Source organism: Natronotalea proteinilytica, from assembly GCF_055379935.1.
The window spans coordinates 1,387,363-1,413,636 of sequence record NZ_AP043947.1 but is presented as its reverse complement, the minus strand read 5'-3'; the positions used below and the strand labels follow the sequence as shown (position 1 = coordinate 1,413,636).

Below are 26,274 nucleotides of genomic sequence, written 5' to 3'. Positions count from 1 at the left end.
CTAAACAGTAGTGAACCGAACCGAGACCGGTACGAAGTCAGCGCGAATCGCACCGGACACAACGGCGGCTGCCACGTCCCATTCCCATCGCGTGGTATCCTCGTGTATACCCAGGCTCCAGGGGAAATCGCTACTGCATAGTACATTTCACGCACTGGCAATTACTCCACCACCCATTACTCGACCACCGTAATCAGATCAAAGAGCGGCAGGTAGAGCGCGATGATAATGGCCCCCGCGGTCATACGCCCTACAACACAGATTCGTGATAAGCCATCCCCTTTGTCAGTGATTCGGGAGCTATCTCCGCGTGGGCGGAGACATCGCTATTCCATAACGGGTCAGTTGAGATACGGGCTTTAGCCCATGTCTCGTTCGTGGGGTCTTGCTTGTCGGGTCTGGATCCGGAAACGCTTCACGTCTCAAGTTGTAGCAGTTTCCGTAGGGGTTCATATATAAACCACCTCGTCACACGCATGCCGCATCCATCGTCATCGACACGAACGTGCTGTATGCGGCCCTCCGGAGTCGTCGTGGCGAGTCGCGGCGCCTGTTGGATGAGGTGTTCGAGGGCGCGTTCACGCCACATGTATCTGTGCCGCTCGTCCTGGAATACGAGGCGGTGCTGGTTCGTGAATCCCACGCGCTGGGCATCCAACCGAAAGAAGCACGCGTCGTGATTGCAGCCCTCCTGAAGCATGCGGAAATCCACCAGGTTCACTTTCGGTGGCCAACGTATGTTCGGGATCCAGATGACGCCCATGTGCTCAACACGGCGGTGGCTGCGTCCTGTCCGCACCTGGTTACATTCAATAAGTCCGACTTCCATCAGGCATGGAGCCTGGGTGTAACCCTGCTGACCCCGCGTGAGCTGAGAATGCGCATTCGCTCCAGCACATGACCGTTGTAAGCACATAACCTTCGCGTACGTTTACTCACATTAGAACGACAGAGCCATGGGTGCACTGACCATTCGACTTCCTGAGTCACTACACGATCACGTTCGCAAATTAGCCAACCAAGAGGGCCTGTCGATGAACCAGTTCGTCATGCTTGCGGTGGCGGAGAAAGTCACCCGCTTAGATGAGGGCGCGTCTTGGACATATGTCGAGGCGCTGCAGGCCATTGGCCAAGCGACGGCTGACGAGCGAGGCGAAACGCTTGAAGAGGCGGCCCGGTCAATCCTGGATCAGGCGCCTGATAGCGAGCCGCCGCCTGAAGACCGGCGTGTTGACAGCCCAGGCGTTGACACGGAGGAAACGCCAATGTCGCCGCCGTCCTGATCGGTGAATAAGGCTCGTTCAGCCTGAAAGGAGGCCGTAGGCAAAACCACACCGACCATTATGTCGGCAACGGTCGGCACTGCAGATGCCCGGCCGCGCCCCAGGAGCACTTGATCGCTGCGCTCACAGCGCACCCTCGCGCAGGGGCCCCGCGCCAATGAGAAACGTGAGGCGCTCCGTTTGAGCACTTTAGCGTGCACTGGCAAGCAAGGCACGGGGTGTCCATCCTGTCATGACACCGGATACAACGGGCGTACCGCGGTATCGGAAGTGATGCTTCACTGTGTTCGCCTGTCCCCTCTCACTTCGCTCGTGGCAGGACCCCGCTCAAGATGACAGGTAGACGCGAACGGCCGGCACACCAAGAGCGGTTGTGCGTGTTGAAAGCACGTTCGCTCGCATCGTTCTTCATTTGAACCAGCCTCTTACATGCGCCTTGCTCGATTGCTAACCAACACCGGTCCGGTTGCGGGCCATTACGACGACGGAACGCTCATTACCGATGACGGCACGTACGAGGTGGGGCGCGATGACCGCCTGCTGCCACCGTGTACGCCGTCGGCGCTTTACTGTGTGGGGCGCAACTACGCGGCTACGCTCGACCAGATGGACTACGAGCGCCCCGACGCGCCCGACTTCTTCATCAAGCCGCCGGTGAGTGCCATTGCGCATGAGCAGCCGATTCCGTATCCCACCTGGACCAGCCAGCTCACGTATGCCGGCGAGCTGGTGGCGGTCATCGACGTGCGGTGCCGAAACATAGCGCCCCGCGAGGTGCCCGAGGTGGTGCGCGGCTACACGATCATGAACGATGTAGATGCGCTCGACCAGCCCGGACGCACCGCCCGCAAGGCGTTCACCGGATCAGCCCCACTCGGTCCGTGGATCGAAACCGACCTGGACCCGACCGCGCTGTCTATGCACACGTACGTAAACGACGAAAAACGCCAGGACGCGCGCACCGACCTGATGCTGTTTGATCCGTTTGAGATCATCGCGTTTCTGTCCGAGCGCTTCACGCTACAGTCGGGCGATGCGATCGCGTTCGGCAGCCCCGCCAATCCGGGCGACATTGAGCCGGGCGACACGGTGGCGATCACGTACGAGGGCATCGGGACCCTGCGCAATACGGTGGCGGCCCCGGCTTGACAGCCTGGGATTGCTCTCTGGGCAATGGCCGAAACGTCGCTTCCGGCAAGGCGTTGCGCCGATCAAACCGCTTTCTGATGTCTTCTGCCCACAGAACGATGATTATCAGTCACCGTTACCAGTTTATCTTCCTGAAGACGCGCAAAACGGCCAGTACGAGTATGGAGATTGCCCTGTCGGCCTTTTGTGGCCCTGACGCGGTAATCACCCCTATTGAACCGGAGGATGAACAGATTCGGGAGGCGCATGACTCTCGCGGTCCGCAGAACACGCGCATCCCTTTACGCCAGTACAGCCTGCTCGATGGCGCGCGCTGCCTGTGGAATCGAGCCACCAAGCGGTTTTTCAACCATGCTCCTGCTCCCTTTGTAAAGGCAAACGTGCCCGCGTCCGTGTGGGAGAACTACTTTGTGTTCTGCTTTGAACGCAACCCATTTGACAAGGCCGTGAGCCTGTACTACTGGATGACCGACCCGCCGCGCCCATCCGTCGCGTCGTATCTCAAAACAGCGGATGTGGAGCGGCTATCCAACTGGCCCATCTACACGATTAACGGGAAAGTGGCGGTTGATTTTGTAGGCCGCTACGAGCAGTTAGATGCGGATCTGGCCCACATTGCTGAACGGCTCGGTTTGCCCGACTCGATTGACCTCCCTGATGCCAAAGCCAGTGCGCGTCCGCCTCGCAAACCGTATCCACAGGTGCTTTCGTCGGCGGCCCGTGAGCGCGTTGAAGTGGTATGTGCCCGCGAACTGGCGCACTTTGACTACGCGTGGAAGCCGCTTTCGTCTGCCACGCTCTCCTAACGCAGTACAACGTCGATGGGTACACCAGCACGCATGGCTCCATGAAGTCTTGTCGATACGCTCCCGGCACTGTGCCGAATCGTTTGCGTTTCACCGCGAAAGCATCGAAATTCAACCCGTGGCTTGGAGGAACCCATTTGTTGAATTCCAAGCTGTTTCGTCGCCCCACGTACCAGTTCCTACTGTCATGCGCATTCTGGCCTGGCCCGCGTACGCCAACACCACCGGTAATCCGTACAACCGCTTGCTGAGCGACGCGCTCGAAGATCAGGGTGTGGAGGTGCATGAGTTCACCCCCGAACGAGCGATCAAGGGCACCTACGACCTGTGGCATATGCACTGGCCCGACGATGCCCTCAGCTATCCATCGCTCGCCCGCGCCGCCGGTATGACCATTTCCGAGCTGGCGCTCATGGCCTGGGCCCGCGCCCGTGGCACGCGCATGGTCTGGACGGTTCACGATCTGGGGCCGCACGACGATTACCATCCGCTCTTAGAACAGCTCTTTTGGTGGGGATTTATCCCGCAGGTCGATGGCTACATCAGCTTGAGTGCCACAGGACGCGAACTGGCGCGCGCCCAGCATCCACGGCTGGAGCAGCTGCCATCGAAGGTGGTGCCGCATGGTCACTATCGCAGCGCCTACCCGCCACCGCTCCCACGCACAGAGGGCCGCACTGCCCTGGGCATGGACGATGATGTGCCGGTTGTGCTGTATCTAGGCCGCATCCGCCCATACAAGAACGTCGGGCGTCTCATCCGCACATTTAAGGCCATGAACCATCCTGAGGCGCGGTTGGTCGTGGCCGGCAACCCGGTGAATGCTACGCTTCGCGAATCGCTTCAATACGCCGCCGCTGCCGATCCGCGTGTACGGCTGGATCTGCGGTTCATTCCCACCGACCTGGTGCCCACCTACATGGCTGCCGCCGACCTGGTGGCGCTTCCGTACGATAACGTATTGCACTCGGGCGCAGCCCTGCTGGCACTGTCGTTTAATCGTCCGGTGATGGTGCCCGCCCGTGGGGCCATGCGCGAGTTGCAAGAGTACGTGGGAGACGCGTGGGTGAACACGTTCGATGGACGCCTGACGCCCAGTGCGCTCTCCAACGGACTGGACTGGGCACGCGGTCAGGACCGTCCCGATAAAGCACCGCTCGATTTGTTTCGTTGGGATGTGTTGGCCAAGCGCACGGTAGACTTGTATCAGCAAGTGCTAACAACGCGTGGATAGCTCGTGGGGTGATCTGCGCGACCGGGCGCTACGGGGTGTCGCCTGGTCGGCAGTGCAAAACTGGGGGAGCCGCCTTGTCTCGTTTATCGTGTTTGCGGTGCTGGCCCAGTTGCTGGCCCCGGATGCCTTTGGCGTAATCGCGCTGGCCGGCACGTACATTGCCTTTCTACGCGTCCTGGTCGATCAGGGCTTTGCCGCGGCCATTATTCAGCGAGATAAACTGGAGGCCGGCCACCTCGACACGGCCTTTGCCGTGAACATGGGCATGAGCGTAGTGCTTATGGCGGCAAGCTGGCCCCTGGCTGATCCCATTGCGCGCCTCTTTGACACACCCGATCTGGGGCCCATCATTCAAGCGCTCGCTCCTGCGTTTCTGCTGGCTGCGCTGGCCGGGGTGCAGCAGGCGCTGTTCGAGCGGCGGATGCAGTATCGCGTACTGGCCATCCGCGAGTTTGCGGCAAGCTGTGCGGCGGGTCTCGTCGGTGTTGGCATGGCCTGGTACGGATGGGGAGTATGGAGCCTGGTCGGCTGGTTCCTAACCGAACGCGCGACGGCAGTCGTTGTGCTGTGGATAGCCAGCCCGTGGCGCCCCGGACGCACCATCACCCGACGGCATTTCAAGGATCTGTTCTCGTTTGGCATCCACCTGGTCGGCTCCAATCTGCTCGACTATGTAAACAGCCGCGCCGATAACCTGATCATTGGATACGTGCTCGGGCCTACCGCCCTTGGCTTTTACGATGTGGCGTATAAGCTGTACACAGCAGGCGTCGATCTGGTGACGCAAACGGTGTCGTCGGTCGCGTTTTCGACCTTCTCGAAACTGCAGCACGCCCGCGAAAAGATGCGCACGGCGTTCTATAAAGGCACGCAAACCGCCAGCATTGTCGCATTTCCGGCGTTCTTGGGAGCCGCAGCCATTGCCCCCGATCTGATCGCCACGGTATTTGGCGCGCAGTGGGTGCCCGAAAGCGTACATGTGTTTCAGGTGCTGGCCCTGGTGGGCATGCTCCACGCCCTCTTCTATTTCAACCCGGCGGTGCTACTCGCCTGCAACCGCCCCGACTGGCGCCTGCTGGTGAATGTGCTCAATGCCATCGCCAATGTCATCGCGTATACCATTGCTGTTCAGTTTGGCATCGTGGCCGTGGCCGCCGCCTATGTGCTGCGGGGCTACCTACTTGCGCCCGTCCAGTTCTGGATGCTCCGCCGGCTGATCAACGTACGTGTACGCACCTACCTTCGCAACATTAGCGTACCGCTGGTCGGTACCGTGGTGATGGCGAGCGCACTGGTTGCCCTGCGGACGTACGCCCTCCCCGACATGGCTGCGCTCGTCTGGATTCCAGGGGCTATTGTAGGCGGTGCCCTCCTTTACGCGGCGATGCTCTGGATCTTCGACCGGTCGCTGCTTCAACGGCTTGCCCGTCTTACCAACCGACTTCGCGGATAAGCCGGACAGTGGGAACGCTCTTGAAACCAATTAGGAACCCTCATTGCATGCGAGTGATTCCCACACCCGTCCGGCTCCTGTTTCGCATGCTCCTTCGTTTGCTATGCCCCAACGCACCTACACCGAAGAGGAAGTCCGCACGCTTCTCGAACGTGCAGTGGAGTTACAGTCGCAAAAAGCCACCTCCGCGTCAAAGCAGGGTCTTACGTTAGACGAATTAGAAGAGATTGCTGCGGCCTCTGATATTGACCCAACTCACCTGAAGCAGGCAGCCCATGAGTTGGAGGCCCAGACGCAAAAGAGCACGACTTCTACCCGCACCTCTAACACACACGTGTTTGTGGATTGCACCGTACCCGGACGCCTGCCTGACCATGCGTGGAACGATATCTTGATTGAACTGCGCCGCCGCTTTGGGCTCGTGGCCGACAAGGAGCGCATCACTGAAGAACGTACGGCAGCTTCTCTATCGTGGACGCATGTCGACAAAGATGATGTCGAAACCCAGGTGTATGTCGATGCGCACGATGGGACCGTGCAGGTACGCCTATCTCAGTATGTAGCCTACATGGGACCGGTAAGTGAGGCGTTGGTCTGGGGCGTGCTCGTTTCGTTGGTGTTTGGGTCGCTTGCCGCATTGTTTGTGTATGGCGATAGCACCGCGTGGACGATCCTTGGAGGCTACATTGCTCTTTTTCTGTTTACACTTCCCATTGCGTACGGGGTGGATGTGAAAAGACGTAAAGCTGCCCAGGAGCAATTGAACGATCTAGTTGATCTGATTACGCGCCACGTGGAGCCGGTCTCGCCTGGTGCTGACGCACAGCCTGAACCGCCTTCTGATGTCTCAACACCCCGCCGCAGCCGATCATAGCGCACTGTTACCCCTGAATGTCGCCGTATGGAATTGCCATTGCCAGGCGGCCCAGTGTTGTGGGGAATGATCAATTCGAGGGGCCCCCGTTGCCAAACACATCCTCAAGCCACACCGCGATCTCGTCACGCACGCGTCGAAACACCGCCTGCTGCTCCGCTTCAGAGCCGGTAGCTGCCGAGGGATCCTCGAACGAGTGGTGCATATTCTTCCGCGTAGCAGGCAGATACGGACAGTTTTCGCGGGCCGAGTCGCACACCGTCACCACGTAGTCGAACGTACGCCCCTCGGCAACCGTGTCGATCGTCTGCGACGTGTGGTCGGACATGTCGATGCCAATCTCCTGCATCGCCGCAATGGCTAGCGGACGCACATGCGTTTGTTCGGTGCCCGCGCTATACACATCGTATGCGTCGCCATATCGATCACGCAAGAGCCCTTCCGCCATTTGGGAGCGGGCCGAATTATGGGTGCAGACAAAGAGAACAGAGGGGGTAGACATCAAGGTGGCCTGGTTTGTTAAGCAATTGACTAACAGGAAGTTGCGGCGGACTGGTCGATCAGGTTACTGAAGAAGGTATCGAACTGCTTGGCGAGCATACGCAGCGCCATAGGATCGAGGCAGTAGCATACGCTGGGGCCATCAATTGTGCCTTGAATGAGCCCTGCATTTTTCAACACCTTCAGGTGCTGAGAGACGGTTGACTGTGCAAGGGGAAGGTCGTCTACAATTTCACCGCAGATGCAGGATTCTTTTTCGGCGATGACACGCAGAATGTCTAGCCGCGCCGGATGGGAGAGTGCCTTAGCATACTCGGCCATCTGATTCAGGTCGGTAGGGAAGTGGTCGGCTTTGGTGCGCATCGCATCAGTTTGTTTTGCCAGTATTCATCGCATCAATACGATGGACGACCCACGCCACGGTTCCGCACCGATGAGTGACCGGCTATCGCTGGGGCCCGCTCAAGATAACACCATGTGAACGAGGCCCCATTGACCTGTGACAGCGCACTACGCCGACTCTACGCGTAGTTTGCGCATGGGATAGGGCGGGGTGAGGTGCTCGTCGGTGAGGGCGTCGGTGAATACAATCGCCTCGCCGGTGGAGCGCATCTCGGGGCCCACTTCCTGCGGCACCTCGGGGAATTTATCCCATGAAAAGACGGGTCGCTTCAGTGCGTAGCCATCCAGTGCTTGGGCGAGCATTCCCTGCCTGCGCATCGCGGCCAGCGTATCCCCCAGCATGACCCGCGTGGCAATGCCTGCGACGGGCGCTCCGGTGGCTTTTGCCACAAACGGTACCGTGCGCGACGCTCGCGGATTGGCTTCGATCACATACACCGTGTCCTCGTGCACCACAAGTTGCACGTTCAAAAGGCCGCGTACGTTGAGCGCGTGGGCCAGCTGCTCGACATAGCGACGGATGGTGGCCTGGGCTGCCTCGGAAAGGCTGTGCGGCGGCAATACGGCGGTGGAATCGCCCGAATGGACGCCCGCCGGTTCCACATGCTCCAGGATGCCGCTGATCCAGACGTCGGTGCCATCGCACACGGCATCCACATCCACTTCGATGCCGCCCTCCAGGAAGCGATCCAGCAGAATCGCGTTGTCCGGATGGCGCTGCAAGATAGCGGAAACGTAGCGCCGCACCTCTTCGGGATTGGCGGCAATGCGCATCCCCTGTCCACCCAGCACATAGCTCGGTCGGATGAGCACCGGAAAGCCCAGATCGGAGGCGCGGGCCACAGCCTCATCGACCGAATGCGCCATTCCGTAAGGCGGCGACGGGATGTCGAGTTCGGCCAACAACTCTGAGAAATGCCCTCGATCTTCGGCGCGGTCCATATCAGCCGGATCGGTACCCAGCACGCGGACGCCGTGCTCTGCAAACCGCTCGGCGTACTTGAGCGCCGTCTGGCCCCCCAGTTGCAGGATGACACCCTCAGGCTGCTCGTAATCCACCACGTTCATGATGTGCTCCCAGAACACCGGCTCCACATACAGCCCATCGGCCACGTTGAAATCGGTAGAGACGGTTTCGGGATTGCAGTTCAGCATCAGCGCTTCGTAGTCCATCTCCTGCGCGGCACGCACACCATGCACACACGCGTAGTCGAACTCAATGCCCTGTCCAATGCGGTTGGGCCCACTGCCCAGAATCAACACTTTGTCACGATCAGACACGGTGCGCTCCATCCCGCTGTCGTAGCTGGAGTAGAAGTAGGGCGTGTCTGCAGGAAACTCCCCGGCGCAGGTATCCACAACCAAAAACGAGGGGGTGATATCTGCTTTTTTGCGATGTGCACGTACGTCGTCTTCAGACACTTCGTCGTCGAGCAAGTAAGCGATCTGCGCATCCGAAAATCCGCTTCGTTTCACGCGATAGAGTAGCTCGTCCGGCAGCGTAGCCAGCGTGTGCGCCTCGATTTCTCGCTCGATAGCTACCAGCTTTTTGATAGCTCGCAGAAACCACCGATCAACCTTCGTTACGTCGTGCACCTCGTCAACCGACACGCCATACCGAAAGGCATGACGCACATGCAACAGCCGATCCCAGTACGAATCGCTGAGTCGGTCGCGCACGGTCTCGCGGTCGGCATCGGGACGATCAGCGCCAAGGCCGGCGTATCCAATCTCTAAGCTCTGCCACGCCTTTTGCAGGCTTTCGGGGAACGTGCGTCCGATGGCCATCACCTCACCCACGGCTTTCATTTGCGTCGTGAGGCGCTCGTCCACGCCCTCAAACTTATCGAAGTTGAAGCGCGGAATTTTCGTGACCACGTAGTCGATAGACGGCTCAAAGCACGCACTGGTACCGGTAATTTCGTTGGGGAGCTCGTCAAGCGTATAGCCTACAGACAGTCGCGCCGCCACTTTAGCGATGGGGTAGCCCGTGGCTTTGGAGGCGAGGGCTGAGGACCGCGATACGCGCGGGTTGATCTCGATCACGATCATGCGTCCGGTTTCCGGATCCACCGCAAACTGGATGTTGCATCCTCCTGCAAACGTGCCAATCGAGCGCATAGCCTTGATGGCAGCGTTGCGCATGGCCTGATACTGCCGATCGGTGAGCGTCTGCTGCGGCGCTACCGTCACCGAATCGCCGGTGTGCACGCCCATGGGGTCCACATTTTCGATGGAGCAGATGATGACGACATTGTCGTTGGCATCACGAAGCAGCTCCAGCTCGTACTCCTTCCAGCCAAACAGGCACTCTTCGATCAGCACCTGATGCACCGGGCTCATCTCCAGTCCCCGCTGCACTTTGCGCTCAAACTCGTCTTCCGACCACACGATGCCGCCGCCCGAGCCGCCCAGGGTGTACGACGGACGAATGACCACGGGCAGGCCGCCCAGTTCGTTGGTGATGGTGGCGGCTTCATCCAGCGTTTTCGCCGTTCGGCTTCGCGCCTGATCGAGCCCCACCTCTTCCATCAGATCGCGAAAGCGCTGGCGATCTTCCGTGGCAGCCACCGCCTCCATATCCACGCCAATGAGTTCCACATCGTGCGCGTCCCACACGCCGGCCTGAGCCAGGTCTTCCGTCAGGTTGAGCGCCGTTTGACCGCCCATGGTAGGCAGCACCGCATCGGGCTGCTCTTTTTCGACGATGCGGGTAAGTGACTCCACGGTAAGCGGTTGCAGATACACCTCATCGGCCATCATGGGGTCGGTCATGATGGTGGCCGGATTGGAGTTGACCAGCACCACGCGGTAGCCTTCTTCTTGGAGCGCCTGGGCCGCCTGGCTGCCGGAGTAGTCGAACTCGCACGCCTGGCCAATCACAATCGGGCCAGAGCCAATGAGCAAAATGGTGTCGAGGTCGGTGCGTTTGGACATAGGGTGTTGGGTACGAAATCAAGCAGTACGGAAACGGATCAAACGTCGGGATCCGCCAAAAAATTAGCTCGCAACGGCGTGAGCGCGGCGAGCAGTGGAGGCGGATGCAACGGTTGGCGTTGGAATCATGTCGAGGAAGACATCGAACAAATATCGGCTGTCGTGCGGCCCGGGCGAAGCCTCTGGATGGTATTGCAACGACATCGCACGATGCTGCGGATACTGCAGGCCCTCTACGGTATCGTCGTTTAAGTTGCGGTGCGTAACATGCGCCGCTGTGCCCCGCACCGAGTCAGCATCCACGGCAAAGCCATGGTTCTGGGTGGTGATTTCTACACGACCGGTCATCAAGTTTTGCACCGGCTGGTTGGCACCACGATGGCCCACGCGCATCTTGTAGACGTCCATGCCCTGGGCCAGCGCCATAAGCTGGTGTCCCAGACAGATGCCGAGCACGGGCAGGTCGGAGTCGAGCACGGTGCGGGCATGCGCAATGGCCTCGGGCATCGCACGCGGATCGCCGGGTCCGTTCGAAAGGAAGATGGCATCGGGGGCGTACATCCGCACTTTGCTGAGGGGTGTAGCGGCGGGCACCACATGCACCGTGCATCCACGGCCGGCAAACGCTTGCAGCAGACTTTGCTTTACGCCGTAATCGACGACCACAATGGTGGGGCCATTGTCGCGATTAAATGGATACGAAATGGGCGTGGTTACCTGATGTGCGTAGGCGCGTCCGGCCATATCAGGGCAGTTACGCGCCTGGGCAACCAGCGCGTCGGGATCGGCACCGGTACTGTCGATGACGGCGTTGAGCACGCCATGCGTACGCACATGCCGCACGAGCGGACGCGTATCGACATCGGTGATAGCAACCACGCCGTGGCGGTTCAGATAGTTGTGCAGCGCATCGCGACGGGGCGGCCCGCTGGGCGTATCGGTGCTGGCCCGCACAATGAGGCCCGACGCCTGCGGCGCGCTGGCCTCGTTTTCGGCATCATCGGTACCGTAGTTGCCAATGTGCGGATACGTCATCATCACCAACTGGCCGTAGTACGACGGATCGGTTAGGATTTCCTGGTAGCCCGTCATGCTGGTATTGAAGCACAGTTCACCACGGGTGGTCCCACGCTGTCCAAGCGCGTGTCCGTGCACCACCGTGCCATCAGCAAGAGCAAGGGTAGCGGTTGATTGGGTTGGCATAGCCACAATCGGTTTATCGGAAGAAACAGAATCGGAGCGAATAAACGACGTTAACAGCGCCCCTATGCGTCCAAAACGACCGAAACAGCCATAAAAAAACCTTTCCGCCGAATACGACGGAAAGGTTAACAAAAGAGGGCGGGTGCTGCCTGACTTGCGTCAAGTAGGCAGTCCACAACAACAAGGGCCGGTCAAGGGGCGTGCGTTCGGGCATAGGGGTGTTTGCTGTAAGATCTGTGGACTAACGTAGGGGCTGGCCCAACGTTCCTCAAGACAGGGACCAAACTTTCACACCTTGTTCGATTCATGGAATCATTGCGTTGATTGTGCGTAGGCTGTGGTGGGCCTTGGTTCACTATATTTTGCCATCTCATTCGTTGGTGCCGTGTCTTCCTCCTGGCGTAATTCGTCACGTTACCGGCTTCGCATGTTAAGCAGTTTAGTCGTGGCCTTGCTCATATGCGTAGGGGCCGTGCACTGGTGGCCTGCGCCCGATCCGCCCGACCAGGTGTTTACCGACGTGGGCCCCGACAACATCCAGCTGGAGGAGATCCAACCCACTGATCACGATGTACGCCGCCAACCTCCGCCTCCTGCTCCACTTCCCCCCGAGGTCGTGCCTGAAGATGTCATCCTTGAAGAAGAGATCGACTGGAGCGATGTAGCCCTCGACTTCACCGATCCGGGCGACGATGCCGAACACCGCGAGGGCCTTTTCGAAGAAGCTACTGCCGGACAAGAACCGGGCACGCCTGCACGACTGCTCCGCGCTCCCCAGCCCAACTACACGGAGGTGGCTCGCGATGCCGAGTTGAGGGCTCGTGTTGAGGTGCTCGTTACTGTAAACACAGACGGCCATGTGGAGACCGCCGACATACGCGGCCAGTGGCGCATTGACGCCAACGGCACCGAGCACAAAACCGACACACTCGGCTATGGGCTCGACGACGCAGCCCTGGCTGCTGCCCACCGCGCTCAATTTCGCCCCGCAACGGACGACGGGGAGGCAGTACCCACCGAAACAACACTCTCGTTTCGATTTGGCCCTCGGGAGTAAGCATCAGCCCAAAGCCGTACGCTATAAAAAATGACTGTGCGAAGCAATTGTCCCTGATGCCCACTTGTCCGGAAGCATATTGAGTCCCTGCATATCCTTTTTACTGTTTGACTTCATCCAAAAGCACATCCAACGCACGCCAGAGCCGATTTCGGCGTATGCCGTGCTCCGGTATGTTTAGCGCAGTCTTTCTGTGCTTTCACAACCGGAGGGTGGTATGCCTACGTCTCGCTCTACAACACCGCGCATAAGTATTGGGCTCCCCGTGTACAACGGCGCGGCCTATCTTGAAGAGGCGATCGACTCGGTGCTGGGTCAGACCTTCACGGATTTTGAGCTTATCATCTGCGACAACGCCTCGACCGATGCCACCAAGGCGATCTGTCGGGCAGCCGCTGAGCGCGACAGCCGGATTCGGTACGAGCGGCACCCCGAGAATTTGGGCGCTGCCAAGAACTACAACAGCACGCTCGCCAGAGCCCGCGCCCCGTATTTCCGGTGGATGTGTCACGACGATGTGCTTGCCCCGACCTGTCTCGAAGCCTGCGTAGACGTGCTCGACACCCATCCTGATGTTGTGCTCGCATACACGAAGACGCAGGTGATTGACGACTCGGGCACCCCCACAGCCGACCCAGAGTGGATTCGCAACCTACACACCGTAGACAGCGACCCGGTGGAGCGGTTCACCAGCTATCTGAAATCATATTGCTGGGCCGGCGAGCCCGGGCCGCTCTTTGGGCTGACGCGAACCAACATCTTGCGATCAACGATGCAGCACGGCGATTTTCCGTCGGCTGATCTCATTCTGATCGGTGAATTTACGCTCTGGGGCGGCGTCTATCAAGTTCCTGAGCGTCTCTTCCAGTACCGATGGCACAACGCCAACTCCACTAAATCCAATGACAAGCAGATTGCTCCAATCTGGGACTGGTTCGACCCGAATCGAGAGCGCGGCTTGCCCTGGCTGGAGATGCGGTGGCTCCGCGAACTACACCGCGCTATTCAACGCGCCCCGCTGTCACCGAACGACCGGTGGCGCTGTCGCGTCCGGCTGATGCGCTACTATGCCTTACGGCACGGACCGCAGTACGTGCGCGAAGCACTCTATTTCACGACGGCCCGTGTGGGCCTTCATCACTCCACACCGCCTCCACGCGTTCTCGGACTGCGTGCCGTCTACCCGATGCCCTGGGAGACCTCATCGCAGGGGCAGTAGACCCGATAAGGATTCTTTCTCACACCCCCAACCCATCCTACCCCTATCCTATGAATGTTCTCGTTACTGGAAGCCAAGGCTATATCGGCTACCCCCTCGTGCAGCTGCTACACGAACGCGGCCACACCGTAACCGGGCTCGATACCGGATATTACGCCGACGGCACGCTCTTCGAATCTCCATGGCCCCCGGGCATTCGTCAGGTGTGGAAGGACATCCGCGCCATCAACCGCGACGACCTGACGGGCTTCGACGCCATCTGCCACCTGGCAGAGCTCTCTAACGACCCGCTCGGACAGCATAACGAAGCCAACACCTATGCCATTAACCACGCTGGTACGGTTCGGCTGGCTCGGCTCGCCAAAGAGCTGGGCATTAAACGCTTCGTATACACGTCCTCATGCAGCGTATACGGCCTGCAGAACGGCGAGGCGTTCAAAACAGAAGCCTCACCTACGCATCCCCTAACAGCCTATGCACGCTGTAAGGTCAACGTAGAAACCGACCTGAGCGCTCTGGCCGACGACACCTTCTCACCGACATTTCTGCGCAACGCCACCGCCTACGGCCCCTCGCCCCGACAGCGCTTTGATATCGTGCTTAATAACCTGAGCGGATATGCCTACACCACTGGCACCATCAACATGCGCAGCGACGGCACGCCGTGGCGTCCGCTCGTGCACATAGCCGACATCGCACAAGCCATTGCCTGCACACTCGAAGCCCCGCGCGATGCCATCCACAACGAGATCTTCAACGTCGGCCACTCTAACGAAAACTACCAGGTGCGCGATATCGTCGAGATTGTGGCAACTGCCCTTCCGGACTGCCGCGTGTCTATGGGCTCCAGCGATGGCGACGACCGCAGCTACCGCGTCTCGTTCGACAAGATCGCAACCCAACTTCCAGGCTTCAAACCAGCCCACACGCTCGAAGACGGGGCTCGCCAGATGGCTACCCTCTACCAGGCTATCGACCTTACCCCTGAAACCTTCGGCTTTCGCGCCTTCACGCGGCTGAAGCAGCTGGAATACCTGCTCGACACCGACCAGCTGGACGGCCGGTTCTTCTGGCGCGAAGGCGTTGCCCCCGACGCCGCGCTTCTTTCCACGTAAATCCTACAATATAATGAAGTTTACTCGGGCCCCCATTTCTGGAGCGTACCTGATTGATCCTGAGCCACACGGTGACGATCGTGGCTTCTTTGCCCGCATGCTCTGTGTCGATGAGCTTGCAGCGCACGGACTCAACATGAAGATCATGCAGGTCAACATCAGCTACAGCGCGAAAGCCGGTACGCTGCGGGGGCTTCACTACCAGACGCCTCCGCATTCTGAGGCCAAGATCGTGCGCTGTACGCGGGGGGCCATCTTCGACGTGATGGTTGACCTGCGTTCCGCCTCAGACACGTATCGGCAGTGGTTTGGCACCGAACTCAGCGCCGACAACCGCCGCCTGGCCTACATCCCTGAAGGATGCGCCCACGGCTTCCTCACCCTCACCGACGACACAGAAGTCATGTACCCCGTCACCGCCCGCTATGCCCCCAAGTCCGAGAACGGCGTTCGCTACGACGATCCTGCACTCGACATAGCATGGCCTGTGCCGGTGCGCGTGGTCTCCGATAAAGACCGGTCCTGGCCTCTCCTCACCCCAACCACCACCCTCATATGAGTACTGCCCCCGTTGGTCTTATCCCCGCTGCCGGTCGAGGCACCCGCGTGGCTCCGCTTCCGGGCAGCAAAGAGCTCTTTCCGGTCGGCCAGGCCCCGGCGCCCGACGGCACCCCGCGTCCGGTTGTCGCGTCGCAGTATCTGCTGACCGCCTACCGGGCTGCTGGGGTCCAGACCGTCTACTGGATTTTGCGTGACGGCAAGTGGGACATCCCCGCCTACTGGGGCGACGGCCACCGCCTCCGCATGCACTTTGCCTACTGCATGATGCGCCGCCCGTATGGCGTGCCGTTTACCATCAACCAAGCAGCGCCGTTTATTCGCGACCGCACCGTACTCCTCGGGTTTCCAGATATTCTGTTTCACCCCCCCAACCTTTTTGCCCAACTGCACAATCGGCTGCTTCAGGAGGATGCGGACGTGGTGCTTGGTTGCATGCCTGTCTCCGACCCCGCCCGGGTCGACGTGGTCGAGCGTGCTCCCAACGGATCCGTACAGTCTGTTCATGTAAAGAGAGCTGACTCGCCTCTTCGAACGGCCTGGATGTGTGCCGCCTGGCAGCCTGCCTTTACTCGCTGGCTGCACCACCGGCTGGACGAGATTCTTCCCTCCCTCGAACAGGAATCCCTCGACCCGAAATCTCTCAAACAGCGCGAGCTGCACCTTGGTCACCTGTTTCAGGATGCACTCGACGACGGACTCACCATCCAGAGCGTGTACGTTCCCGAGGGGCATTTCCTCGACATTGGCACGCCCGAATCCCTGCACCGCGCGATGAGCACCCCGCTCACTGAGCTCCTGGCCCCGCGCATCCCACACACCCCATAACCACCCTCTACCTATGATTCTTGTAGATACCGCCCTCCAACAGCGCGAAGCCGATAACAACCCCATCCGCGTGGCGCTTGTCGGCGCCGGATATCAGGGCCGCGGCGTTGCCCTGCAGATCTGCACAGCTATCACCGGGATGCGCCTTGTGGCCATCTCGAACCGCACCCTTCCACGCGCCGAGGCTGCCTACGCCGAGGCCGGAATCGACGATGTAACCCATGTACGCACCGTGTCTGCGCTCGAAGAAGCCATTGCGGCCGATCGATTCGCGGTCACGGAGGATGCAGAGCTGCTCTGCCGTGCCGAAGGCATCGACGCGATTATTGAGGCCACCGGCACATTCGAGTTTGGCGCCCAGGTCGCGCTCGCTGCAATCGAAAACGGCAAGCACCTGATTCTCTCAAATGCCGAACTGGATGCCACGCTCGGCCCCATTTTGAACGTCTACGCCGAACAGGCAGGGGTCGTGCTCACCGACATCGATGGCGACCAGCCCGGTAGCATGATGAACCTGTACCGGTTTGTCGATGCCATTGGATACCGCCCGGTACTGGTCGGAAACATAAAAGGCCTGCTTGATCACTACCGCACCCCCGAGACGCAGCGCGCATGGGCCGAAAAACACGGCCAGGCGCCCTACATGGTCACCTCATTTGCCGATGGCACTAAGATCTCAATGGAAAACGCCGTAGCCGCCAACGCCACCGGCTTCCCCGTCGGGCAGCGCGGCATGTACGGGCCTCGCTGTGCGCACGTTACCGAGGCCGTCGATCTGTTTCCCAAAGACGAGTTGCTCGATACCGGGCTCAACGACTACGTGATCGGCGCCGAGCCCGGTCCAGGGGTCTTTGTCATTGCTTACAACGATCACCCTGTTAAGCGACAGTATACCTCGGTGCTGAAGATGGGCGACGGACCCTTCTACGTGTTCTACACGCCGTATCATCTCCCCCACCTTGAGGTGCCCCTCACCGTAGCCCGTGCCGTCTGCTTCGGCGACGCCACGGTGGCGCCCCTCGGACCGCCTGTGTGCCACGTGCTTGCCCTGGCCAAACGCGACCTGAAGCAGGGCGAGACGCTCGACGGACTCGGCGGCTTCTGCACATACGGCTGGATCGATAACGCAGATGTCACCTACCGCGACAACCTGCTTCCGCTTGGTCTTTCAGAGGGCGCTACGCTCTTGCGCGACATCCCCAAAGATCAGGCGCTTACCTTCGATGATGTGCTGCTTCCTGAGGGCCGACTGATCGATCGCCTCTGGGCCGAACAGACCGCCCACTTTGGCATGGCCCCTGTGCGTGCTACCGCATAGGAAGCACGACAATGCACTACAAACCGTTCTTCTTACTCACTTGCCACCCCGCACTCCCATGAAAGCTGTTATTTTAGCCGGCGGATACGGCACGCGTCTATCCGAAGAAACGGGTGTACGCCCCAAACCCATGGTCGAAATTGGTAACCGACCCATCCTGTGGCATATCATGAAAATTTACGCTCACCATGGCGTAACCGACTTCATCATCTGCTGCGGATACAAAGGCCATATGATCAAAGAATACTTCTACAACTACCATCTCTTAAATGCCGACATGCGGGTCGACTTGAGCACCCGCAGCACGACGTTTCTGAACAACGCCAGCGAACCATGGACGGTGTCGCTGATCGATACAGGCTCCGGGACCCTTACCGGCGGGCGCCTCAAACGAGTTAGCCCGCTGCTCGACGATGAGCCGTTTTTCTTTACGTACGGAGACGGCGTTGCCGATGTCGATATCGGGGCGTCGCTGGCCTTTCACCAGCAGCATGGCCTGCTGGCCACGATGACAGCCGTGCAGCCTCCCGGACGGTTTGGCACGTTTTCGCTAGCCGATGAAACCGCCCGCGTAACGCGCTTCCGTGAAAAGCCTCAGGATGGAGATGCCTGGATCAACGGCGGCTTTTTTGTGCTCGACCCGGCGGTTATCGATTACATCGACGGCGACGATACGATCTGGGAGCGCGATCCGCTGGAGCGCCTGGCCCGAGAGCGGGAACTGGGCGCCTATCGCCATGACGGGTTCTGGCATCCGATGGATACGCTCAAAGACAAAAATACGCTGAACCAGCTCTGGGACGAAGGCCCCCCTCCCTGGGCACTATGGACAGAGGCCGTTCAGGAAACGCAAGACGCCCTCCCTTCCGATGATGTCTCTCTCTCGCCGAGCGACCCTCAGCGAGATCCAGTGGTCCACGAACCGTCTTTGTAACGCCTGTTTTGATTTCTTACTTGGTAGTGGTAAAGCATTAAAAGAGACCTCCTCTAAAGGCCGTTGTCCCCGCGTTTTTCTCGTTTGTCATGTGGAATGCAGTGAAGCATCGCAACACGAGCCGACGGAGGAGTTGCGTTACAGACACACGGGGAACTCCATAACGGGTCGATACCGCGCACGGCCCTTGTAGGACATGAAACAAGAACTGCTTACCGGGCGCATGCGGCTGGTAGAGCGAGACCATACAAACGGCAGGTGCGACGCATGCGGAAACAGGGGCGACATCTGTCGCATAAAAGTCTGTGTCTTGTCATCTCATACACACATGCTCCGCTATGCCTGCCTCCGTGCCACAGCGTGCCGACCAAGCTGCGTTTGAAGACGCCCTTCATGCCTTCCAGTCCACCCGATCTGAGGCCCCGGACACACCGCCCGCCATCAACCAGGTGCGAGACGGCCTGGGCATGGCCGATCTCGACGCTGTAACGGAAGCGCTCGACCTCGACGCGTCGGATCTGCAGGGCGTACTGGGTACATCGGTGCGTACGTTGCAGCGGCGCCGCAAGCAGGGCAGTGCGCTCACCGCAGCAGAGTCGGACCGCCTCTGGCGCCTGATTCACATCTGGCAGCGCAGCCGCACCGCGTTTGCATCGGACGACGCGGCGCGTACCTGGCTCAAAACACCGCATGGGCTCCTCAATGGCGAAACGCCTCTGCAGCGGCTGGATACTGAGCCCGGACTGCGCGAGGTAGAAGACCTGCTTACGACGATCGACGAAACAGGCGCGGCCTGATACTGCGCATTTCCGCTTCGCCCTGCTTGGCTGACACATCGCTGTATGACCGTCTACCGTCTCACGAAATCCGTATATGCCGATACAGCCTTTCGCGGATCCCGAGGGCGAGGCCGCTGGCATGAGCAGGGCATCCCGATGGTGTACGCCGCCGACCAGCCGGCAACGGCCCTTCTCGAAACGCTCGTGCACACCGGCCGCGCCGACCTTATCACTGCTGACTACGTGCTCTTCCGTATCGAACTCGACGAAGATGCTCACGTGCTCACCGTACCAGACGAATCGCTGCTCGACGACTGGCAGGCCTGGCCATGGCCCAGGTCCACACAACAGATTGGCACGTTCTGGCACCAGCAGCAACGGTCGGTCGCCCTTCAAGTCCCCTCAGCCGTAGCGCCCATACAGCACAACATGCTTCTGAACATTCAGCATCCCGATTTCGCCACGCTCTCCATCAGCGATCCAATGCCCTTTTCGGTGGATACACGCCTGGCTGCCTCTTCATGAGGTGGAAGCCCGATCCAGAGGTTGTACCCGACCCGGCCAAACAGGTAAAACTGCCCCAGCGATTGGGGCGCGCACAGCGTTACGCCTCCAGATGCGTCGTAACGGCCTCCATGAGTAAACTGCCCCGCATGCCGCTCAGATCAAGATCGAGCGGTTGGTCGGTGCCTTCAACGGATGCGCCCGGCAGTCCACGCCGGGCGTTCATGGCATCGGTGCCCGTCTTGTTTTTAAGCAGCAGCGTTGCCATCGCAATGTCCGACACGTTGGAAGCGGCCACGGTGTCCATAAATTGCTGCTGGGCGTCTTGCCAGTCTTGGAGTGCGTCCGCGGCAGCTTTGAGCGCCTCGGCACGAGCGTCGTCGGTATCGGCGCGTTCGGCGCGAGCGAGTGTCGATTCGAGATCGCTGCGCGCGGCATCGCAGTCCGCAGCACAGTTGTCGAGCGTTGCGAGGGTGTCGTCGGAAAGCATGGAACGAAAGAGATTCCTGAAAGAGAGCGGTTACGCAAAGGCGTTCAGGTCGGTCAGGTCTTGGCCAACCACCAGGGTGTGAACTTCGTGCGTTCCCTCGTAGGTGATAACTGACTCTAAGTTCGCCATGTGGCGCATCACCGGGTAGCGGCTGGTCACGCCATCGCCCCCGAGCACCTGGCGGGCTGAACGGGCTACTTCTAACGCCATTTCGCAGTTCTGCCGCTTGGCCATCGACACTTGTTGCGGACGCATCGTGCCGTCGTCTTTAAGCGTAGCCAGGCGCCAGTTCATGAGCTGGGCGGCAGTGATCGACTGCGCCATCTCAACGAGCCGCTCCTGCACCAGCTGAAACTGTCCGATGGGCTTGCCAAACTGCGTGCGGTTCATGGCATGCTGACGGGCGGCGTCGAAGCAGGCCTGGGCCGCGCCCACCACGCCCCATGCAATGCCAAACCGCGCTTGCGTAAGGCACGATAACGGAGCACCAAGCCCTTTGGCCTCGGGCAGGCGGTTGGTTGCTGGAATCCGCACATCGTCGAGAATCACCTCAGACGTAACGGCAGCCCGTAGCGACCAGGTGTCATCAATCGGCGGCGTGCGTACGCCTTCGCGATCTAACTCCACCAGAAACCCGCGCACTACATCGTCTTCGTCTTTTGCCCAGATCACCGCCACATCACCAATGGAAGCGTTGGTTGACCACCGTTTGTGGCCGTTCAGCACGTACTCGTCGCCCTCTTTTACAGCGCGCGTCTCCATCCCGCCGGGATTGGAACCGTGGTTGGGCTCGGTGAGCCCAAAGCATCCTATTTTCTCGGCTTGCGCCAACGCCGGAAGCCACGTCTGCTTCTGCGCTTCGCTTCCGTAACGCCAGATCGGATACATAACGAGCGATCCCATCACAGAACAGAACGAACGCAGTCCCGAATCGCAACGCTCCACTTCCTGCATCATGAGGCCATACACAATGTTGTTATGGCCGCCTCCTCCATACTCGGTAGGCAAATGCGGACCAATCAGCCCCAGCCGGGCAAACTCTGGAATCAACTGTTCGGGGAACGTGCTGTCGTGCGCGTATTGTTCAATGACCGGCTCTACCTCGTCGGTGATGAACGCCCGAACCGTGTCGCGGAGGTCGCGCTCCTCTTGACTAAGCAACCCATCCACATCCATAAAATCGACCGGCGCGAAAGCACGCGGATCGTACGTTTCACTTGTTGATTGCGAGGCAGGCGACTGAACAGCATTCGACGAAGTAGACATAGGCATGGATGAAATAAGGGAAGCTATGGTGAAGTATGGAGCCAAGCATCAATCAACCCAGACAGCAGTTGACCCTTGGCAGCATATCACATAGGTTTGATATGCCCGTCCTATACGGTTTTAAAAAGTTTATAGTTGCCTTATGCGATACCTTTCAGTCGGACTTGGATTGCTCCTCATAGGTGTTTTACTGTGGAGCATAACGCCTGCCGAAACCCATGCGCAAGACCGTCCGCGGTTTGGGGTGGGGTTTAACAGCTTTGTGAGCACTCAAGACGGGTTTGGACCGGGAATTCGAGTACGCGCTTCCTCGCCTATCAATCAAGATCTCTCGATTGGGGTTGGGTCGGGATTCACTGGATTTGTATTGGGTGGACGTGAAGACGCGTCGTATGCTTTTGACCCGCAGATCTCTCTCATCGTTACCCGCACCGATACGCCCACCCAAGGCACGTACTTTCTAGGGGGATTCGGCGCCTATCTGCCCATCGATACCGGAAGCGAATCGGCTCCCACCGTACATGCAGGAGCTGGACGGGTGTGGCTCTTGCAAGAAACTTCGCTTTTTGCCGAGTTTAACCCCGCACTCGTGATCGGTGAAGACTCAGCGCACGGTCTGTTCTCCTTCCGGTTTGGCGTCATTTTTTAGCTGCACTCACAGAACCACACGGGATTGAGCTACTGGTGTGTTACACCTGAATGTTATGATATGGAGTGGACTCGCGTTGAAGCATCTCAACCCAAATGTTCTGTCATGTTGAGCAAGCGAAGGGCCCCCAGGGCCCGAAGCGCGTCGAAACATCTCCTCGGCGCTCAGCAGCTGCTGGCAAACCAACGGCCCTGCCCAGTTCGTGGGAGATTGTTACTCACTGCGTTCGTCAGTCGCTGCGCTCGTGTCAGGACTCCGCGTCGCGACGAAGTGCGGACGCTCTGCGTCCTTCTGTTTCCGCGTGTCCTCTTTGAAGGAGAGCGGGGTGGTTTCTTGTGCGCGGGGTCAGATCGGCTGACGGCGGACGTTGAGATTTCTCCGGCGGTACCATTACGACATCCGTGAGGTGGCGCGTCCGAAAAGCGACTGGAGGTGGACGCGCCCCGTGCGCAGCGGTCCGATAGAAAGAGGCTCGCTCCACACATCAAAGTTGCGTCGTTCGATTTCGCTGAGCACCTCCAGCGCGCCCAGCCACCAGTACTTAAAGCGCCACGACTGCCGCCACGACAGGTGGCGCACCACCTCACGTCCACGCGCGAGCGCGTCTCGTGCACGAACGGCCTGCTTCCAGAGCAGCTTTTGAACGGGCTCAGTACAGGTGCCACGCTTGAGGTCGCGCATGGACACCTCAGCACGCTCCATGTCGGCACGTGGAATGTAGAGCCGGTTGGATTCCAGATGTTGGGGGAGCTGCACCAGGCTGGCTGTCAGGAAAAAGCCATAGCTAAGGCGATCTACCGACCGGGGATTCATGTCAGCGCCTCGGATCAGTCCGGCCAGCAGGCGACCGTGCGGCACAATCCAGCGGCGAAGCGACTGCTTGAGCGCCTCGGCCGTATCGAATCGAACCGGCGGCTGCTGATCGTGCACACCGCGCACTTGCACTGCCAGATAATGACGCTTTAGGCTGTGCCGATCGCACGCTTCGTACGCCGCCTCGCTCACGGCATCGGGAACGATGCGGATGGGTGCTCCGGCCTTCACATCCTCATAAGATGCGTGGAGCACGTCTTTCGAGACTGGCTCAAGCGCAGCCAGCGCATCGTGCCAATCCCAGAATGCCTGTGCGGCCGAGCGGGTAGTGAAGGACCATCCGGTTTCGTAGGGACGCGGAAAAGGGGTATTGGCCATGAAGGGCACACGGGTTCATTCGAAATGGATACGTACGGCAAGGCGGTCCCATGTCATACCAGACCCGGTTGAAGCATTGCGAGGCCGCTTCTCTAACGGACACCGGATGTACTCCGTCCGTCGAACTTCGGCCTCGTGTGGGAGTGGGCGCATGGATGGGTGGAGGGCGAACAGGGTAGACGGTGTATTTTTCCAACCGTCCGCACGTCCATACCTCCATACATCAACGGCGTTGGTATCAAAAGGACTGCCTGCCTGTACGGCTCTGCCGTCTATACGTTTTGCCTAAGCCCTCTAACACCTTGGCTGAACCTCGACGGAAATGATTATGCCACTCGCCGTTCGGCTGTGGTTTTCTGCGTCGGTCTATCGCTTTGACCCCACAAGAAAGCGCCCCGCTCCTCTTCGGAACGGGGCGCCATTGCGACACGGAAAGTGGTCTACCCACTTTTATGTTGTGGCAAACTCTTCTTTCACCACACCAATCTGACTGCCTTCAAGGATCATCTGAATCTCACGCGGGGTGAGATCGTGGGTGGCCGTATAGGTTTCGCCCTTGGTTGCGTTCTGCACCTCTACCGTATGGCCGTTCTGGATCGCGTCGCGCAGCCCGGTCAGCTTCAACGTATCGCCCTGCTCGATGCGATCGAAGTCGGACGCATCTTCAAACAGCAGCGGCAAGATGCCGAAGTTGGCCAGGTTCTGGCGGTGGATACGCGCAAAGCTCTTCACAATCTTAACGCGTGTGCCCAACCAGCGGGGCGCCAGCGCGGCGTGTTCGCGGCTGGATCCCTGTCCGTAGTTCGTGCCCGCCACAATGGCGTGGCCGGTTTCTTTGGTGGCTTGCGCCCGGTCAAAGAACGACTCATCGACCTGCTCAAACACAAACTCCGAGATTTTCGGAATGTTAGAGCGGAACGGCAGAATGCGGGATCCGGCAGGCATAATCTCATCGGTCGAGATGTCGTCGCCCAGCTTCAGGAGTACGGGCACCTCCATGGCGTCGGGCAGCGGATCAAACTCAGGAAGCGACACCACATTCGGCCCTTTCTCCAGCTTCAGATGCTTGGCCTCTTCTTCCGACGGCGGCTCGACAAGCTGATCGGTGTTTACGATGATGTCCTCGGGCTCCTTGGCGTTCGGGTAGCTCATACCGTAGAGCTCTTCCAGATCACGCGGATCGGTGATCTTGCCGGTCAGGGCCGAAGCGGCAGCGGTTTCAGGACTTACGAGATAGACCGCGTCTTCTTTCGTGCCTGAGCGTCCAGGGAAGTTGCGGGGCACCGTACGCAGCGAAATCTGTCCGGTAGCCGGGGCCTGCCCCATGCCAATACAGCCGTTGCATCCGGCCTGGTGGATACGTGCACCGGCGCGAGTAAGCATCTGCAGGTGACCCGTGTTCATCAGGTTCTCCAGAATCTGGCGCGACGTGGGGTTCACGTCAAACGACACGCGGTCGTGTACCTGCTTGCCCTGTACAATCTCGGCTGCCGACGCGAAATCGCGGAAGCCGGGGTTGGCCGACGACCCGACGTACGTCTGATAGATCTCCTGTCCTTCCACCTCGCGCACTGGCACCACGTTGCCCGGACTGCTGGGCTTGGCGATCAGTGGCACAAGCTCGGAGAGCTCAATGTGCTCGTGCACGTCGTACGTGGCATCTGAGTCGGCTTTGAGCTCGCTCCAGTCGTCTTCGCGGCCTTGCGAACGCAGGAAGCGCTTCACTTCGTCATCAGATGGAAAGACCGTGCTGGTAGCGCCCAGCTCGGTGCCCATGTTGGCAATGACGTGGCGATCCATGCAGCTGAGGCTATCGAGGCCCGGGCCATAGTATTCAATGATCCGGTTCACGCCGCCGTCTACGTCGTGGCGACGCAGCATCTCCAGAATCACATCTTTGGCACTCACCCAATCAGGGAGTTCGCCGGTGAGCTTTACGCCCCACACTTCGGGCATGTTGATGGTGTACGGCTTGCCTGCCATCGCCATGGCCACGTCAAGTCCGCCGGCCCCAATGGCCAGCATACCAATGGCCCCTGCGGCGGGCGTGTGGCTGTCGGACCCGATGAGTGTTTTGCCCGGCTTACCAAAGCGCTCTTGGTGTACCGGGTGGCTTACGCCATTTCCGGGGCGGCTGTACCATACCCCAAACTTCTTACACGCACTACGCAAAAACAGGTGATCGTCGGGGTTCTTGTAGTCCGACTGAATGAGGTTGTGGTCCACGTACTGAGCAGACACTTCGGTTTGCACGCGGGGCACACCCATAGCCTCAAACTCCAGCATGACCATGGTACCCGTCGCATCCTGCGTCAGGGTCTGATCCATCTTGAGCTTAATTTCTGCACCCGGTTCCATGGTGCCGCCTTCCAGGTGGCTATCAATGAGTTTTTGTGCTACGTTCATCGCCATGATATGTGTGGGGTGTTGGTGATCGAGATTGGTGACATTATGTTTTAACACACAGCCTTCTCCAATGGTGGAGGGTTTGGGGCCTTTTGTGTAGGCAGTCACACAAGAATTA

Annotated in this window: 25 protein-coding genes; 17 read left to right on the top strand and 8 right to left on the bottom strand. The window is 59.4% G+C overall.

All coding sequences use genetic code 11. The features are described 5' to 3' along the window. Positions 1–451 precede the first annotated feature (451 nt). The 7 genes from ACZ5AL_RS05795 (at position 452) to ACZ5AL_RS05765 (ending at position 6,799) form a co-directional block, all read left to right on the top strand. Positions 452–901, top strand: a complete 450-nt coding sequence (locus tag ACZ5AL_RS05795; protein WP_464513274.1) for a putative toxin-antitoxin system toxin component, PIN family — start codon at positions 452–454, stop codon at positions 899–901. 55 nt (positions 902–956) lie between these two features. Next, complete coding sequence (locus ACZ5AL_RS05790) at positions 957–1,283, top strand: YlcI/YnfO family protein (RefSeq protein WP_464512789.1); 327 nt, start codon at positions 957–959, stop codon at positions 1,281–1,283. Between the two features lie 429 nt (positions 1,284–1,712). Next, positions 1,713–2,432, top strand: coding sequence for a fumarylacetoacetate hydrolase family protein (locus ACZ5AL_RS05785; RefSeq protein ID WP_464512787.1), 720 nt, complete (start codon positions 1,713–1,715; stop codon positions 2,430–2,432). Positions 2,433–2,530: 98 nt separating this feature from the next. Next, a complete protein-coding gene (locus tag ACZ5AL_RS05780) occupies positions 2,531–3,238 on the top strand; it encodes a sulfotransferase family 2 domain-containing protein (RefSeq protein ID WP_464512786.1) in 708 nt (235 codons plus the stop codon). Positions 3,239–3,425: 187 nt separating this feature from the next. Next, positions 3,426–4,472, top strand: a complete 1,047-nt coding sequence (locus ACZ5AL_RS05775) for a glycosyltransferase family 4 protein (RefSeq protein ID WP_464512784.1) — start codon at positions 3,426–3,428, stop codon at positions 4,470–4,472. Then, entirely contained in the window at positions 4,465–5,925 is a 1,461-nt protein-coding gene (locus ACZ5AL_RS05770) for a lipopolysaccharide biosynthesis protein (protein ID WP_464512783.1), read from the top strand. The genes ACZ5AL_RS05775 and ACZ5AL_RS05770 overlap by 8 nt, the downstream gene beginning before the upstream one ends. 103 nt (positions 5,926–6,028) lie before the next feature. Beyond that, on the top strand, positions 6,029–6,799 hold the full coding sequence (locus ACZ5AL_RS05765) for a hypothetical protein (protein ID WP_464512782.1): 771 nt from the start codon (positions 6,029–6,031) through the stop codon (positions 6,797–6,799). 70 nt (positions 6,800–6,869) lie between these two features. On the opposite strand, the gene ACZ5AL_RS05760 is transcribed toward ACZ5AL_RS05765, so the two are convergent. The 4 genes from ACZ5AL_RS05760 to carA all read right to left on the bottom strand — a co-directional run bounded on the left by ACZ5AL_RS05760 (position 6,870) and on the right by carA (position 11,842). Beyond that, a complete protein-coding gene (locus tag ACZ5AL_RS05760; RefSeq protein ID WP_464512780.1) occupies positions 6,870–7,301 on the bottom strand; it encodes an arsenate reductase ArsC in 432 nt (143 codons plus the stop codon). Between the two features lie 29 nt (positions 7,302–7,330). Further along, entirely contained in the window at positions 7,331–7,663 is a 333-nt protein-coding gene (locus ACZ5AL_RS05755; RefSeq protein ID WP_464512779.1) for an ArsR/SmtB family transcription factor, read from the bottom strand. 147 nt (positions 7,664–7,810) lie between these two features. Further along, positions 7,811–10,639: a carbamoyl-phosphate synthase large subunit gene (carB, locus tag ACZ5AL_RS05750; RefSeq protein WP_464512778.1), complete on the bottom strand. Its 2,829-nt coding sequence runs from the start codon at positions 10,637–10,639 to the stop codon at positions 7,811–7,813. 63 nt (positions 10,640–10,702) lie between these two features. After that, positions 10,703–11,842 carry a glutamine-hydrolyzing carbamoyl-phosphate synthase small subunit gene (carA, locus tag ACZ5AL_RS05745; RefSeq protein ID WP_464512776.1) on the bottom strand — a complete coding sequence of 380 codons (1,140 nt, stop codon included), beginning with the start codon at positions 11,840–11,842 and terminating at the stop codon, positions 10,703–10,705. A gap of 472 nt (positions 11,843–12,314) precedes the next feature. Here carA and ACZ5AL_RS05740 point away from each other — a divergent pair, with 472 nt between their 5' ends. From ACZ5AL_RS05740 to ACZ5AL_RS05700, 9 genes are all read left to right on the top strand, one after another. Beyond that, a complete protein-coding gene (locus ACZ5AL_RS05740; RefSeq protein WP_464512775.1) occupies positions 12,315–12,899 on the top strand; it encodes an energy transducer TonB in 585 nt (194 codons plus the stop codon). A gap of 217 nt (positions 12,900–13,116) precedes the next feature. After that, positions 13,117–14,118: a glycosyltransferase family 2 protein gene (locus ACZ5AL_RS05735; protein WP_464512774.1), complete on the top strand. Its 1,002-nt coding sequence runs from the start codon at positions 13,117–13,119 to the stop codon at positions 14,116–14,118. Between the two features lie 50 nt (positions 14,119–14,168). Further along, positions 14,169–15,233, top strand: coding sequence for an NAD-dependent epimerase/dehydratase family protein (locus tag ACZ5AL_RS05730; protein WP_464512772.1), 1,065 nt, complete (start codon positions 14,169–14,171; stop codon positions 15,231–15,233). A 13-nt stretch (positions 15,234–15,246) separates the two neighbouring features. Further along, entirely contained in the window at positions 15,247–15,792 is a 546-nt protein-coding gene (gene rfbC, locus ACZ5AL_RS05725; RefSeq protein WP_464512771.1) for a dTDP-4-dehydrorhamnose 3,5-epimerase, read from the top strand. Beyond that, positions 15,789–16,619 carry a nucleotidyltransferase family protein gene (locus ACZ5AL_RS05720; protein WP_464512770.1) on the top strand — a complete coding sequence of 277 codons (831 nt, stop codon included), beginning with the start codon at positions 15,789–15,791 and terminating at the stop codon, positions 16,617–16,619. Before rfbC ends, ACZ5AL_RS05720 begins: the two co-directional genes overlap by 4 nt. Before the next feature lie 13 nt (positions 16,620–16,632). After that, positions 16,633–17,937: an NAD(P)H-dependent oxidoreductase gene (locus tag ACZ5AL_RS05715; RefSeq protein WP_464512768.1), complete on the top strand. Its 1,305-nt coding sequence runs from the start codon at positions 16,633–16,635 to the stop codon at positions 17,935–17,937. Between the two features lie 58 nt (positions 17,938–17,995). Beyond that, a complete protein-coding gene (rfbF, locus tag ACZ5AL_RS05710; RefSeq protein ID WP_464512767.1) occupies positions 17,996–18,871 on the top strand; it encodes a glucose-1-phosphate cytidylyltransferase in 876 nt (291 codons plus the stop codon). Positions 18,872–19,209: 338 nt separating this feature from the next. Beyond that, complete coding sequence (parS, locus tag ACZ5AL_RS05705; RefSeq protein WP_464512766.1) at positions 19,210–19,668, top strand: type II RES/Xre toxin-antitoxin system antitoxin; 459 nt, start codon at positions 19,210–19,212, stop codon at positions 19,666–19,668. A 45-nt stretch (positions 19,669–19,713) separates the two neighbouring features. Next, on the top strand, positions 19,714–20,175 hold the full coding sequence (locus ACZ5AL_RS05700; protein ID WP_464512764.1) for an RES family NAD+ phosphorylase: 462 nt from the start codon (positions 19,714–19,716) through the stop codon (positions 20,173–20,175). Positions 20,176–20,254: 79 nt separating this feature from the next. On the opposite strand, the gene ACZ5AL_RS05695 is transcribed toward ACZ5AL_RS05700, so the two are convergent. Together ACZ5AL_RS05695 and ACZ5AL_RS05690 are read right to left on the bottom strand one after the other, a co-directional pair. After that, a complete protein-coding gene (locus ACZ5AL_RS05695; RefSeq protein ID WP_464512763.1) occupies positions 20,255–20,644 on the bottom strand; it encodes a hypothetical protein in 390 nt (129 codons plus the stop codon). A gap of 30 nt (positions 20,645–20,674) precedes the next feature. After that, positions 20,675–21,910 (bottom strand): acyl-CoA dehydrogenase family protein, encoded by a 1,236-nt coding sequence (locus ACZ5AL_RS05690; protein WP_464512762.1) that lies wholly within the window; start codon positions 21,908–21,910, stop codon positions 20,675–20,677. Positions 21,911–22,052: 142 nt separating this feature from the next. Between ACZ5AL_RS05690 and ACZ5AL_RS05685 the strand changes: the two genes are divergently transcribed. Next, a complete protein-coding gene (locus ACZ5AL_RS05685; RefSeq protein ID WP_464512760.1) occupies positions 22,053–22,559 on the top strand; it encodes a hypothetical protein in 507 nt (168 codons plus the stop codon). 390 nt (positions 22,560–22,949) lie between these two features. Here ACZ5AL_RS05685 and ACZ5AL_RS05680 read toward each other — a convergent pair whose 3' ends face one another. Both ACZ5AL_RS05680 and ACZ5AL_RS05675 read right to left on the bottom strand, forming a co-directional pair. Beyond that, entirely contained in the window at positions 22,950–23,750 is an 801-nt protein-coding gene (locus tag ACZ5AL_RS05680) for a squalene/phytoene synthase family protein (RefSeq protein ID WP_464512759.1), read from the bottom strand. 450 nt (positions 23,751–24,200) lie between these two features. Next, positions 24,201–26,162, bottom strand: coding sequence for an aconitate hydratase (locus ACZ5AL_RS05675; protein WP_464512758.1), 1,962 nt, complete (start codon positions 26,160–26,162; stop codon positions 24,201–24,203). Between the last annotated feature and the right edge of the window lie 112 nt (positions 26,163–26,274).